The 14,462-nt window shown below is 37.6% G+C and carries 12 protein-coding genes; 10 read left to right on the top strand and 2 right to left on the bottom strand.

Translation table 11 applies throughout. From position 1 onward, the window contains the following. Window positions 1-199 precede the first annotated feature (199 nt). The 4 genes from ACKXGF_RS11285 (at window position 200) to ACKXGF_RS11270 (ending at window position 5,865) form a co-directional block, all read left to right on the top strand. The gene (locus ACKXGF_RS11285; protein ID WP_411953816.1) at window positions 200-3,289 is read left to right on the top strand and encodes an ATP-binding protein; all 3,090 of its coding nucleotides are present in this window, start codon (window positions 200-202) and stop codon (window positions 3,287-3,289) included. Next, entirely contained in the window at window positions 3,270-4,406 is a 1,137-nt protein-coding gene (locus tag ACKXGF_RS11280) for a response regulator (protein ID WP_411953815.1), read from the top strand. Before ACKXGF_RS11285 ends, ACKXGF_RS11280 begins: the two co-directional genes overlap by 20 nt. Window positions 4,407-4,573: 167 nt before the next feature. Then, the gene (gene nadE, locus ACKXGF_RS11275) at window positions 4,574-5,323 is read left to right on the top strand and encodes an NAD(+) synthase (protein WP_411953814.1); all 750 of its coding nucleotides are present in this window, start codon (window positions 4,574-4,576) and stop codon (window positions 5,321-5,323) included. After that, the gene (locus tag ACKXGF_RS11270; RefSeq protein ID WP_411953813.1) at window positions 5,323-5,865 is read left to right on the top strand and encodes an isochorismatase family cysteine hydrolase; all 543 of its coding nucleotides are present in this window, start codon (window positions 5,323-5,325) and stop codon (window positions 5,863-5,865) included. Before nadE ends, ACKXGF_RS11270 begins: the two co-directional genes overlap by 1 nt. 50 nt (window positions 5,866-5,915) lie before the next feature. On the opposite strand, the gene nadA is transcribed toward ACKXGF_RS11270, so the two are convergent. Further along, entirely contained in the window at window positions 5,916-7,016 is a 1,101-nt protein-coding gene (nadA, locus tag ACKXGF_RS11265) for a quinolinate synthase NadA (RefSeq protein WP_411953812.1), read from the bottom strand. Between the two features lie 2 nt (window positions 7,017-7,018). Then, complete coding sequence (nadC, locus tag ACKXGF_RS11260; RefSeq protein ID WP_411953811.1) at window positions 7,019-7,867, bottom strand: carboxylating nicotinate-nucleotide diphosphorylase; 849 nt, start codon at window positions 7,865-7,867, stop codon at window positions 7,019-7,021. 114 nt (window positions 7,868-7,981) lie between these two features. Here nadC and ACKXGF_RS11255 point away from each other — a divergent pair, with 114 nt between their 5' ends. The 6 genes from ACKXGF_RS11255 to gap all read left to right on the top strand — a co-directional run bounded on the left by ACKXGF_RS11255 (window position 7,982) and on the right by gap (window position 14,397). Beyond that, window positions 7,982-9,142 carry an IscS subfamily cysteine desulfurase gene (locus tag ACKXGF_RS11255; protein WP_411953810.1) on the top strand — a complete coding sequence of 387 codons (1,161 nt, stop codon included), beginning with the start codon at window positions 7,982-7,984 and terminating at the stop codon, window positions 9,140-9,142. Then, window positions 9,114-9,653 carry a transcription repressor NadR gene (locus ACKXGF_RS11250; RefSeq protein ID WP_411953809.1) on the top strand — a complete coding sequence of 180 codons (540 nt, stop codon included), beginning with the start codon at window positions 9,114-9,116 and terminating at the stop codon, window positions 9,651-9,653. The genes ACKXGF_RS11255 and ACKXGF_RS11250 overlap by 29 nt, the downstream gene beginning before the upstream one ends. Window positions 9,654-10,309: 656 nt before the next feature. After that, the gene (locus ACKXGF_RS11245; RefSeq protein WP_411953808.1) at window positions 10,310-11,725 is read left to right on the top strand and encodes an alanine/glycine:cation symporter family protein; all 1,416 of its coding nucleotides are present in this window, start codon (window positions 10,310-10,312) and stop codon (window positions 11,723-11,725) included. 202 nt (window positions 11,726-11,927) lie between these two features. Then, complete coding sequence (locus tag ACKXGF_RS11240; RefSeq protein WP_411953807.1) at window positions 11,928-12,185, top strand: glutaredoxin family protein; 258 nt, start codon at window positions 11,928-11,930, stop codon at window positions 12,183-12,185. A 155-nt stretch (window positions 12,186-12,340) separates the two neighbouring features. Further along, window positions 12,341-13,363 (top strand): sugar-binding transcriptional regulator, encoded by a 1,023-nt coding sequence (locus ACKXGF_RS11235; RefSeq protein ID WP_411953806.1) that lies wholly within the window; start codon window positions 12,341-12,343, stop codon window positions 13,361-13,363. A 23-nt stretch (window positions 13,364-13,386) separates the two neighbouring features. Continuing rightward, entirely contained in the window at window positions 13,387-14,397 is a 1,011-nt protein-coding gene (gene gap / locus ACKXGF_RS11230) for a type I glyceraldehyde-3-phosphate dehydrogenase (RefSeq protein WP_411953805.1), read from the top strand. The last annotated feature ends 65 nt before the right edge of the window (window positions 14,398-14,462 follow it).

The following is a 14,462-nucleotide window of genomic DNA, read 5'->3' as shown; positions in this document are numbered from 1 at the left end:
AAGTTTTAAGGATTTAATGAACCGCCAGTAATGAAATTTTCTTTCATTACTGGCGGTATCTTTAGTGATTAGGGTTGAGATGTTATAAAAGAATTAGAAAATTGGATGTACACATGGATAAATATGAAGGATTTATACAGAAATGATTTGTTATTAATGGTATAATTTTGTTAAAAGATCTTCTAGGGGTTTCAGTAATATGGACAAAGCTAAACAATTGAACCACAAACAATTAATTTTATATATTGTCCTATTTGTATCAATTCTATCAGTATGTCGTTTTGCTTGGGTTATGCTATTTGATGACAATTTAGAGCGCCCGGAAATACAAGATGGTGTGATCGATTTAAGAGAATCTGATTCTATTAATGAAGGCACAATTGAACTAGATGGTAAATGGTTGTTTTCACCTAATCAATTGTTCACAGTTGGCTCACAAGTAAGCAATGAAAGTCAACACATTACTGTGCCACATGATTGGTCTGAAGATGGTTCCTCCTATAATTATGGCACATATCATTTAAAAGTTTTAGTAAACGCAGAATTGACTGATACTTATAGTATAAAAGTACCTAGTGCAAGAACCGCTTCAGAGTTATACGTGAATGGTGAACAGGTTGCTAAGTCAGGCGATGTTTCACCTAATCAAAGTCAATTCACTGCTAAAAACTTACCTTATACTGTTTCAGTCGCCCCTAATGATACAGGGGTTATAGATATTACATTACAAGTTGCAAATTTTGTAGAACAGAGTGAAGGTGGTTTAGTAAGGTCTGTTATTTTTGGAGAGTCTTCAAACGTTAGGACAAATAACCTATTTAGTTATTCAATGCAAATAATAGTAATGGTTGCTTTTATAATCTATGCTATTTATGCAATTGGGTTATTTGTAATAAACGATCGTAACTGGAACTTTATCCATATCTCATTGTTATTATTAGGTGCTATTGTTACTCATTCTTTAGGAAGTCATGAAAAATTATTAGCTTATTGGTTGCAGCTTGAACTTGAATGGAATATTAAGCTTGCACACCTAGCAACATTAGTTATTTTATTTTCACTGTGGATGATCATTAAGAACGATACGGTGAAATTCAACTTTATCCCCCGATGGGTAATATGTTCAGTGTTTTCATTAATGACTATTGTATTGTTATTAATTTCAGTTGATCAGGCTATCTATTTGCAAGATGTTTTCTCATTTTTGCTTATATTTGGTCTTATTGGAGCAATTGCTATTATTTATAGACAAACTAATAACAAGAGTAGAGAATCATTATGGTTATTACTGGCATTAGTATCGTTACTACATAGCTATATATGGTGGGGGATTTGGATTGAACAAGGTATCAATATTACCTACTACCCTATTGATTTAGTTGTAACGATTGGTTGTTTTTCAATCATGTGGCTAGGAAAGTACATGTCAATTTACCGACATTCCAAAGATCAGGCGGTCAAATTGAAAAGAGTTGCTGAAGAGAAGGATGATTTCCTTGCAAAAACATCTCATGAATTGCGAGATCCATTGCATAATATTATCAATTTAACTCAGACGAATTTGAAGAGAAATAAGCACATGTTGGATGAAACGAGTGCTAGGGAGTTAGAAACTGTTGTTTTATCAAGTAACAGGTTATCGTTACTGTTAGATGATTTATTCGAAATGGCAAATCTTAAGATTACAGAACCCAAGATCCAATTCGATTCCTTTTATTTGCAGTCCCTTATTTCAGGTATTCTAGATCTGTTTTATTTTAAGCTTGATGACCGTAAAGTTCGATTAATAAATGATGTCTCTGATCAGTTGCCGCCGATTTATGCAGATGAAAAACGAGTGATTCAAATTTTGTACAATCTTATTCATAATGCTGTGAAATTCACATGTGAAGGTGACATTGTTGTAAGTGCGAAACGAAGCCAAAATAAAATAACCGTAACAGTTGCCGATTCAGGCGACGGTATGGATAATGATACATTAAACAACGCTTTTATTCCTTATGAACAAGGTAAGCAGAAAGCTGCTAAATCAGAAGGAATGGGACTAGGTTTAAGTATTAGTAAACAGTTAATTGAGTTACATGGTGAACAAATTTTTATTGAGTCAGCACCTAGTAAAGGAACGATTACAACGTTCACATTACCAGTGAGTGATAGCAATCCTGTACATGATTCTAATACATCATTAGTAACAAGCAATGTTAACAATAGATCTACATTTATCGACGAAAATAAGTTTGAAAATACTGTTACGCACCACCCAAGAGTCTTAATAGTTGATGATGATGTTACTAATTTAAATGTAATTGAATCGATTCTAGCAAATGAAGATTACGAGATTACATCTACGACTGATGGTCATGAATTATTAAAAAATGTAGATTTGAAACAATGGGATTTATTGATAATTGATGTCATGATGCCAGGGGTGTCAGGATTTGATTTAACCAATAAGATTCGCAAACGATATAGTAGCTCAGAATTACCAATTCTACTATTAACTGCTAGACAAGATACGAGTGATATTGTTACTGGGTTAAAGGTTGGTGCTAATGATTATATAACTAAGCCTGTCAATGCTAGAGAATTACAATTAAGAGTTCGTAATTTAATTAACATTAATCGAGCTAACCAGAAACAATTAGAAATGGAATCTAAATGGTTACAAGCCCAAATTCAGCCGCATTTCATCTTCAACACATTAAACACAATTAACGCATTAAGTAATATTGACGTTAGAAAGATGAACCAACTGATCGAAGAATTCAGTCATTTATTAAGAAATAAATTTAATTTTGATTCATTTGATCATTCAATTCCTGTTAGTGAGGAATTGTCCATAGTCAATTCTTTCTTATACATCGAAAAACTTCGATTTGGGGAGAAACTGCAAGTTAGTTGGGATGTTGAGGATATTGAATCATTTTATATTCCGAGGTTAACAATCCAACCAATTGTGGAGAATGCCATTAAACATGGGATTTTAAAACAAGTAGAAGGTGGAAAAATTGAAATCAAAGCTTTTAGAAGAGAGAACTATTTGCGAATTATTATTAAAGATAATGGCGTTGGAATGGGTTATGAAACAGTCCAATCCATTAAGAGTATTGACCATCGTTCCAGTCAGGGAGTAGGGTTGATTAATACAAATTGGAGACTGAAAAAACATTCCTCTTCTGGCTTGACTATTAGAAGTCGGGTTGGGGTTGGAACGATTATTGCTTTTAATATTTCTAAACATCCAGTCAATGTTCATGGAGGTGACTTATATGAGAACAGTTCTTATTGATGATGAACCCTTAGCATTGGATTATTTAAACAATCAGTTATCACATCTTGAGGCTTATTGTGTTGTGAGTCAGTTTACGAATCCTGAGCAGGCAATTCAATGGGTCAAAACAAATCAAGTTGAGGTTGTGTTCTTAGACATAGAAATACCTGGTTACAATGGTATTGAAGTTGCAGAACAATTATTAGAAATAGACTCGAATTTAGAGATTGTATTTGTAACAGCCTATGAACAGTATGCGATAAATGCTTTTGAACTAAATGCTTTCGATTATCTATTAAAACCTTTTACATTTGATAGGATTAAAAATACAACTGAACGGTTAAAAAACCGATTTCAATTAACTGAAAATCAACTTCAGGAACAAGAGTCACATATATTTATCCAGTTATTTAAAGAACCAGTTATTTATGAAAATGGTTCGGTTGTTTCTTTGAATTGGAGAACATCTAAATCACAACAGTTGTTTTACTACTTAATACACTATCGGGACAGAACAGTCAATAAAGCTGAGTTGATTGAACTTCTTTGGCCAGATTTCGAAATTGATAAAGCATTAACACAACTTTATGCTACAATTTATCAAGTTCGAAAGACTTTAAGACGATTTGAAGATAATATTGAAGTTCAAAGTTTGGGTGCAGGTTATAAGGTTTTACTTTATAATGTTAAAATTGATGTTGATGTTTGTGAGGAATTTATTAATGAAGGGCATCTTGTTACAGAACAAACCGTAAATGATTATGAATTAATAATGAGTTACTTTAAAGGTGAATACTTTGAAGAATGTGATTATTTATGGACATACGATGAACAACTTAGGTTGAAATTAATATGGTTCATAAATAAAATCAAATTAATCGAGTGGTATCGAGGATATAATCACATTGAAAAAGCAATTGAACACGCTTTAGATATTCAACAAAGGTATCCACTAGAAGAAGAAGGTTATTTTGAATTAATGAAAACCTTTGCGATTACTGGAGATAGCCAAAAAGTTAAGAATCAATATTGTAAACTTATGGACACATTGAAAGAAGAGTTAGATATTGACCCCAGCTTTAAAATAACTGATTGGTACAATAAATGGATGGATTATACAAGTGAAGAGTATTAAAAGCAACATTGAAATAATTCATAAAACTGTTAATAAAATAAATTACCAATTTTACATTCTTAATCAGAACCACTGACTCCAATTGAGTTGGTGGTATTTTTATTTGTTAAATGTTTGAGATTTCGCATTAAAGGTATATTACAACTAGAAGTTCAAGGAGGGTTTCGATGGAAGAGCGGATTGATTATATCGTCAATTGGATGCAGGATTATGTAGATGATGCTGGTGCTGATGGAGTGATTGTCGGTGTAAGCGGTGGCATTGATTCAGCTTTGGCTGCAGCATTAATGCAACGCGGTTTTCCAGGACGCTCACTAGGCGTCATCATGCCAATTAATCAAACGGTTACTGATCAAACTGATGCACTGGATTTAGTTCATACATTAGATATGCCTTATTACGGGATAGAATTAACGGAAACGTATCAAACACAAATTCAAACGATTCAAGATCAATTACAAGAGCAGTGGAACTCTGAACAGGAACAGTTGGTGAAAGCAAATTTACAGGCACGCATTCGTATGGGTACGCTATATGCTTTAGCTCAGAATTTTAATTATTTAGTGGTTGGTACAGGTAATATGGCCGAAACCTATACAGGCTACTTCACGAAATATGGTGACGGAGCAGCAGATATGGAGCCTCTTCTTAATTTAACGAAGAAAGAAGTTTATCAAATGTCCGAATATCTTGGCGTGTCAGATGCAATTCTAGATAAACAACCGAGTGCTGGTTTGTGGGAAGGTCAAACGGATGAGCAAGAAATGGGCGTATCTTATGATCATATCGATGCGTTTCTCCAAGGTGAAGAAATCCCGAAAAAATCTGCTGACATCATTGAATCCTTGCATAAACGTTCAGCTCACAAACGTGAAGTACCACCTGGCCCTAAGCCGTATCAAAAAGGTGATGTTTAATGGCCAAACAAGCGTTACTTATTATCGATATGATTAATCGAATGGATTTTGTCGGCGCAGAGAATTTGTACACCAATACAGTTGAGATTGTTGAGCCGATTGTGGAGTTGAAACAGTTAGCGAAGCGAGAAGGCATTCCAGTCATTTATGTGAATGATAATTTCGGCATGTGGAAGAAGTCTTATAATGAGTTAGTCGATTATTGTTCAGATGGTATGGGAAAAGGCTGGATTGATCGGTTACGCCCGACTGAAGATGATTATTTCATTTATAAGCCTATGCATTCTGGCTTTTACGGCACGCAATTAAATTTGATGTTGCAAGACTTAGGGATTGATCATTTAATTATGACAGGCATTGCAGGAGATATGTGCGTCTTATTTACCGCTAAAGATGCTTATATCGAAGGCTATTCGATGTGGGTACCTGAAAATGCGATTGCTTCAGAAGAACAAGTGTACAATGAAGCGGCTCTGCATATTATTCACAGGCTCACATCATGTGACATCTCAAAATTTGATGGCAAAATTCACGAAGCATGATTAATAAAAGGTTCAAATACGGCTAATTCGTATTTGAACCTTTTTTAGTGTTATCGATTCAACATCCGTTCTAATGCAGCTGTTGCTTGTTGGCTTGTTGTTTGATCGACTTTAATCTGATTGACTGGTTCGCCTTGTCTTAAGGAATCTAAACACCAAGCGAGGTGAGGCAGATCAATGCGATTCATCGTTAAGCAAGGACACATGTGAGGATTCAACGATATGATATGTTTATCAGGATTTTCCTTGATCAGGCGTTTCACGAGATTCATTTCGGTACCGATTGCCCATTCACTTCCTGGTGGCGCTTCTTCAATTGTTTGGATAATATGCCGTGTCGAACCAGCATCATCTGAAAGTTCAACGACTTCCCGTTTACATTCTGGGTGGACAATGACGTTCATATTAGGATGCTGTTCACGGACAGCTTCGACATTATGAACGGTAAAGTTTTCGTGTACAGAACAGTGTCCTTTCCACAGAATGACTTTAATATCCTCAAGATCACCTTCGTAGTTTAAGGTTTCTAAAATGGGATCCCATACTGCCATATGATCTAGTGGAATACCAAGATCATAAGCTGTATTCCGACCAAGATGTTGATCGGGTAAAAATAAAATACGTTCCTTTTGGCTAAAGGCCCATGTCATCATCTGCTCGCAATTAGATGACGTTGTCGTTGCGCCACCATATTTACCGACGAACGCTTTGATTGCAGCTGTAGAATTCACATAAGTCATCGGCAAAATTGTATCCCCAAGTTGATTAGTTAATTGTTCCCATGCTCGTTCTGTTTGGTTGATGTCAGCCATGTCAGCCATCGAACAACCCGCTCGCAAATCGGGTAAATAAACATGTTGATCTTCATCTGATAAAATATCGGCCGTCTCTGCCATGAAATGAACCCCACAAAAGACAATGTGCTTTGCTGATGTATGAGCGGATTTCCGTGCTAATTCAAGTGAGTCACCACGAGCATCAGCAAAGGCTATCACTTCATCTTTCTGATAGTGGTGCCCAGGTATAAACAACTCGTCACCTAATTCATACTTTGCTTGTTGAATAATCTGATTTAGACGGTCATGATCCAATTCTTTATAGTGTTCAGGAATTTGTGATACGGATTGTTCTATTTGTTGTAACAATGACATTGTTATACACGCTCCTTAATCGGCTGATGAGTAGCGCTTAGGTCTAGCGCTTGGATATGATGGGTTAAGTACCCCATTGAAATAATATCAATCGGTAATCCGCGGTATTGTGATAAATCTTCTGGTGTGATTCCACCAGATAATTCAATGGTTATGGAGTCAGGGATCAGTTTTACCCAGTCGGTTATAGTCGTTATGTCAGTATTATCTATCATAATCACGTCGACGTCTGCTTCAATTGCTTCTAGTAATTGTTCTTTGTCGTCGATTTCGACCTCGATTTTAATCATATGGCCGATTTGCCTTCGAATTTGACGAATCGCTTTTTGAATCGATCCGAAGAAGGCGATATGATTATCTTTAATTAAAACTGCGTCATCCAGGCGTAGCCTGTGATTGACTCCCCCTCCTACACGAACAGCATATTTTTCTAGCATTCTTAGTCCAGGTGTTGTTTTCCGTGTATCGGAAATACGAATATGGTGATCATTTAAATTTTCGACAGCCTGTGCCGTTGTAGTCGCAATACCTGATAAACGTTGAATCATGTTTAAAATAACCCGTTCACCTTTTAATAATGTGTTGATGGGTCCCGTTATGTAAGCGATGGCATCGCCTGGAGTAATTTTTTCTCCGTCACGTACTAATAACTCAATATGCATGGTGTCATCTAGTAAAGTATAGCCCTCATAAATAATAGATTCACCGCAAAAAATACCTGATTCTTTTGCTGTGATCATAAGTTCGCTTCGGTCATGTTCATTAAATAAGTGATCAGTTGTCACGTCATATTCCCCGATGTCTTCATTAAAGAAATCAGTCAGTATTTGTTTTAACTTCAATTTGTTCAATATTACAGAACCCCCTATTTACGCCTTGTTATTTACATGTGTCTTGACACCTATATTTACATATTATTAAATAAATAGCAAGGTGATGTTTTGAAAAAAGGAGGGGCATGTTGAGTGATTTACTTAGATTATGCTGCAACAACACCGATGAGCGATACGGCATTGAATGCTTATGTAAAATCAGCACGTCAATATTTTGGTAATGCGAATAGTATGCATGATTTGGGAAGTGAAGCTGAACAGGTTGTTAAAGTTTGCAAAGAACAATTAGGTCAATTTGTTGGGGCTGAATCAGATCAAATTTATTTTACTAGTGGCGGTTCGATGGGCAATTGGTTAGCTTTAGAGCATTTGAAGCAGCAAGCAGTTGGAGATCATGTCATTTTATCAGCTGGTGAACATAATTCGCTTCGTCAAATGGAAGAAACGTTTAGACAAGAAGGGTATCAAGTGAGTGTGGTCCCATTTAATTCAAATGGTGTAATTGATTTAGACCATTTGAATGAGGTGTTAAGTGAAAAGACAGCGATTGTTTGTGTGCAACATAGTAATGGCGAAACAGGCACGCTTCAGCCTATTGAACAAATTAGTAAACTGTGTGCTGACTATCAGGCATTATTACATGTTGATGTTGTACAGAGTTTTGGAAAAGTAGACTTATCAAAGATCTCAGATTATGTTGATAGTTTGGCTGTTTCCAGTCATAAAATTTACGGTCCTAAAGGTGTAGGCTTTATTTATTTAAAAGAACATCCGAAATATGATCCGGCAAGCATGGCACAAAAATGGTTGAAAGGAAACACGGTAGATGTTCCAAGTGTGGTTGCCATGACATCTGCTTGTGAGGAAGCGGTTGAAAGAATCGAAGAAGAACGCCACTATCAATCTCACTTAAGGACATTGTTCAAAGAATCGCTTATTGAACCAAGTGCGATAAAATTTTTCGAAGGAGAAAAATCGATTCAATTACCTTCGATCATCGGGATGGCGATCGAACGTATGGAAGGGCAGTATGTTATGTTAGAATGTAATCGACATAATATTGCGATCTCAACAGGTAGTGCGTGTGATGTGCGCTATCAACAATCAGCGAATGCAATGAACGCCTTGCAGATGGATGATGAAACAGCAAGGCAATTCTTCCGCATTTCATTTGGTCGTTATACAACTTATGATGAGGTAAAACAGCTAGCTGCATGTTTAAATGCATTAATTGAAACGAATGTTTTAAATGAGGTGAATTGCGATGGTCAACCAACGATTGTCGAGCGATGAGCGAAGGCAACATATTTTAAATAAATTAAAAGAAGAAAATGAACCGCAAACGGGAAAAGAGCTATCTGAAACGTATCAGGTTAGTCGGCAAGTGATTGTTGGTGATGTTGCGTTGTTAAAAGCGCAGAATGAACCGATTATGTCAACGAGTCAAGGTTATGTGTACATGCGGGATCAAGCGGAAACTCATCGGTTTGAACGAACAATTGCGTGTCGTCACACTCGCGATCAAACAGAAGAAGAATTGACGATTTTAGTCGACCATGGAGTGTACGTGAAAGATGTCATTGTTGATCATCCGATTTACGGTGAATTTAAAGCGGTTTTACATATTTCTAATCGAGTCGATGTTAGACGTTTTATTGAGCAGGTTCATTCATCAGAAGCGGCTTTGTTGTCAGAGCTAACAGGTGGCGTTCATCTGCATACCATCGCAGCAGACGATGAGACACTTCTAAACGAAGCTGAGCAAGCATTAAACGAGCGTGGTTTGTTAGTGAAAGACGTATGATTTATTTAATGAGATTGAGCTAAAACCTAATAATGCAAAGTATACCCCGAATGAATTGTTTTTGATAAAAATCGCTCGGGGTATCTATTTAAATAACGATCCATCAAAACACTTCCCTTGGTTCTACGTGACATAAGCTCAACATCAGCTCTGCTGACGCAATCGCTGTGTTTCCTTTACCGGGGCACGGCTCGAGCCAGGCAACTACATCGAGTATGCTTCTTTGCTACTTGCACCGAGGAAGCCTCCTTCGAAGCGTTACTAGAAGACGCAGGTGCATCCCTCAGCCCAAAGGCGGGGCTTGCGGGGTCTCGAGACACGTGCTGTTCCCGCAGGCGTCTACGTGTTTTGATTCCGCTTTGCTACTGCTTACCTATAATTATTGCAAACATTCGTCTTTTGTATATCTAATTATTCTTTCGTCCGGCCACTTTTTGTGGATCGACTCATCATGAATAGGTAGTGCGAGTGATAACACGAATAGAGCTAGTTTAAAAATAATGTGCGAGTAGGACTATTATTTGAGCGAACTCTCGTATTATTGAACTGCTCAAGAAAAATTTTGAGCTCTTATTACGAATAAACACAAAAAACAATTCATTTGTTACTTAAAAATTGATAAAATGATGACAACTATTTAGAAAGGAGAGATGAAAATGGATTTTCTTAGTACATTAATTGGGATTGGTAACCAAATATTTTGGGATTATTTATTAGTATATCTATTAATTTTTGCAGGACTATTTTTTACATTATATAGTCGCTTCGTTCAGTTCCGGTTGTTTCCGGAAATGTTCAAGGTTATTCGCGAAGAAGCAGTTGAACAAAGTGGGAAACGCGGAACGAATGCCTTTCAAGCGTTTAGTATTAGTATTGCATCACGTGTCGGGACAGGTAACTTAGCTGGTGTCGCTTTAGCGGTTGCGATAGGTGGTCCAGGTGCTGTCTTTTGGATGTGGGTGATTGCGCTGATCGGAATGGCGACAGCGTTTATCGAAAGTACGCTTGCGCAAGTGTATAAAGTGCCCGATGAAAACGGGTTTCGTGGTGGTCCGGCGTATTATATCGAAAAAGCGCTCGGCCAACGGTGGATGGCTGTATTATTTGCAGTATTAATTACGATTACATTCGGATTAGTGTTTAACGCGGTGCAAGCGAATACGATTTCAGGTGCTGTTGAGAAGGCATTTGATATTGATCCGCTAGTCACAGGTATTGTACTCGTTGTTTTAGCCGGTATTATTATTTTCGGTGGTATTAAACGAATTGCGGTCGTATCAGGAACGATTGTACCAATTATGGCAGTCATATATGTTGCGGTCTCACTAGTCGTTGTGTTTATGAACTTGTCTGAAGTACCACGTATTTTCATGATGATTGTGTCGCATGCATTCGGCTTGGAACAGGCTGTTGGTGGTGGTGCAGGTGCTGCACTGATGAACGGGATTAAACGTGGTTTATTCTCAAACGAAGCTGGTATGGGTAGTGCGCCCAACGCTGCAGCGACAGCAGGTGTAAGTCACCCAGCGAAGCAGGGACTCGTTCAATCATTAGCTGTCTTTTTTGATACGATCGTTGTCTGTTCACTAACTGCGTTTGTGATTTTGTTATACAGTGACTTTGCGAGTCATACAGAAGACGGCATTCAGTTAACCCAGACTGCTTTAAGTGCGCAAATTGGGGATTGGGCTGTTATTTTCTTAGCTGTGACGATCTTCTTATTCGCGTTCAGTTCATTAATTGGTAACTATTATTATGGTGAATCAAATATTGATTTCTTAAAATATAGTAAATTATGGCGTAACGTTTATCGCTTTGTCGTGCTATTTATGGTTATGTTCGGTTCGCTAGCTTCCATTGATATTGTTTGGAATATGGCTGACTTATTTATGGCGATGATGGCAACAGTCAACTTAATTGCTATAATACTACTCAGTCGCATTGCTTTCCGTGTGTTAGGCGATTATGTCCAACAACGTAAAGATGGTTATGATCCAGAGTTTCAAGCTAGTAAGCATGGTTTGAAAAATGTTGAATGGTGGGGCGAGCAAGATAAGCACCAAGATTCATAAAAAATGCTTAATCCGAAAGTATCCTTGAAACAGGATACTTTCGGATTTTTAATGTTTGAATTATTATAGGATATGGGAATGTTAGTGGTTAGGAGCTTTGATAGCGATTCGACTATAATCAAGGGTCGAAATGGACCCACTAATTTATAAAAGGTCATTTATTTATGATCGTCACCTGAAACGGATAAGGAGTGTTCACCATATGGCCCGTGACAGCGCAATTGTCTATTTTTATACGAAACAAAACTGTAAATTATGCGAAGACGTGAAACAATTGTTGCAAATTTTGCAGATGGATTATCATTTTTCGATTGTTGAGCAAAATATTTATCAAGATGAGCGATTACTTGAGGATTACTTTTTGTTGATCCCAGTTGTGCGTATTGGATCACGTGAACTATCAGCCGAATCAATTTCTTTCGCTACATTAGAACAATTTTTGCAGGAACACCTTACTTAATGTTTGAAATTAGTAAGGGCTTCTGCTAATCTAATAGTAGGATATTTTTTGCTGTAAGCGGGACGTTTTTTGACTCACCAAAGGTCAATCGATGTCCACTACCATAACTGAGTAAGTAGAGTTATAAGACAAGGTGATAAGAAGGTGATGTCTTTTTGCACCGTATTTTTGATTTTCAAAAGAAGTTAGTGCCTGATCTGTTAGAGAAGATGGATGCCAGGTATCATGTGTTAAAGATGATTGGCCAGACTGAACCGGTCGGTCGGCGTTCATTAGCTGAACAATTAGGTAAAACAGAACGCCAAATGCGAAGTGAAACTGAGTTTTTAGATGAACAAGGCTTAATTTCAATTACTTCCAAAGGGATGTATGTTACCCAAGATGGTTCAGAGGTCATCCGCGCTTATCACCAAGTATTGAAAGAAGGTTCAGACCTTGATTTCATGGAGCAACAGCTCATGGAACGTCTGCCTGTAGAGCAAGTGAAAGTTGTTCCGGGTGATGAGGACACGTCACCACATGAAGTTAAATCATTATTAGGGAAAGAGGCGGCTAATTTATTGATTGCGTCTTATCATGGTGATTCAGTCGTGACAGTCACAGGTGGTTCGACGATGGCTGCGGTTGCTGATTACCTGCAACCAGTCGATGACGTGAAACCACTATTTGTTCCTGCGCGTGGTGGTTTAGGTGACTTGCATGAATACCAGGCCAACTCGATTTGTGTCAAAATGGCGTCGCAGACAGATGGCGAATACCGATTATTGTATGTCCCTGATTCAATTGGTGAAGAATTACATGCAAAAATGCAAGAAGAACCGACCATTGTTGAAGTATTACAGTTGATGAAGCAAGCCGATATCGTGATTCATGGAATCGGTGATGCTGAGACTATGGCGAAGCGGCGTAAGACAACAGCTGAAACATTGAGTAAAATCAACAAGCATCAAGCTGTTGGTGAATCTTTTGGTTATTACTTCGACAAAAACGGGAAAACTGTACACAGAGTCAATTCGATTGGTTTAGCAATGGATGATTTAAAAGAACGTAGTCGAATCATCACCGTTGCTGGCGGTCATTCGAAATGTGAAGCCATTTCTGCTTATTTGAAATGGGGAGAAAGTGATGTCTTAGTAATTGATGAGGTTATTGCTCGTCATTTACTTGAAGAATATTAATTAAAAAATGGGAGGCATTTTTTATGGCAGTAAAAATAGGAATTAACGGATTTGGAAGAATTGGACGTCGCGTGTTTCGTGCAGCGTTAAACAATGATGATGTAGAAATTGTTGCAATCAATGATTTAACAGATGCTAATATGTTAGCGCACTTACTTAAATACGACACGGTTCACGGCACACTACCAGAAGATGTGGAAGCAAAAGGTGAAAACTTAGTCGTAGATGGTAAAGAAATTAAAGTAATGTCAGAACGCGATCCAGCTAATTTAGGTTGGGGTGACTTAGGTGTTGAGATTGTGATTGAATCAACAGGTCTATTCACGAAGCGTGAAGATTCTCAAAAACACATCGATGCTGGTGCGAAGAAAGTGATTATCTCTGCTCCAGGTAAGCAAGAAGATAAGACGTTGCTAATGGGTGTTAACCAAAGCGATTATGACCCTAAAGCACACAATATCGTTTCTAACGCGTCATGTACGACAAACTGTTTAGCACCAGTTGCTAAAGTACTAAGTGATCAATTCGGTTTAAACCGTGGTATTATGACAACCGTACACTCATATACAAACGATCAACAAATTCTAGACTTACCTCATAAAGATTATCGTCGTGCACGTGCGGCTGCTCAAAACATTATCCCAACAACAACAGGTGCAGCTGAGGTCGTAGGTAAAGTCCTACCAGAAGTTGATGGTAAATTAACAGGTATGGCAATGCGCGTTCCAACACCAAACGTCTCACTCGTTGACTTAACAGCAGAGCTAGACAAAAATGTAACAGTTGAAGACGTTAATAATGCACTTAAAGAAGCAGCTGAAGGTGAACTGAAAGGCATTCTAGGCTATAGTGACTTACAGCTAGTATCATCTGATTACAACGGCGACCCACATTCGTCAATTGTTGATGGTGATTCAACATTAGTGATGGAAGATAATATGGTTAAAGTTGTTTCATGGTATGACAACGAATCAGGCTATTCTAACCGTTGTGTAGATTTAGCTGTATATATGGCAGAGCAAGGCTTAGAGTAAATAACACGGCGAGTAAGTGTTTCTTTATCACAAGACTTGTTCTAAAATAGAAGGAGGGACTAGAT

It is taken from the genome of Alkalibacillus sp. S2W, from assembly GCF_046764385.1.
Lineage (GTDB): Bacteria > Bacillota > Bacilli > Bacillales > Alkalibacillaceae > Alkalibacillus > Alkalibacillus almallahensis.
This window is presented reverse-complemented; position numbering and strand designations above follow the sequence as displayed.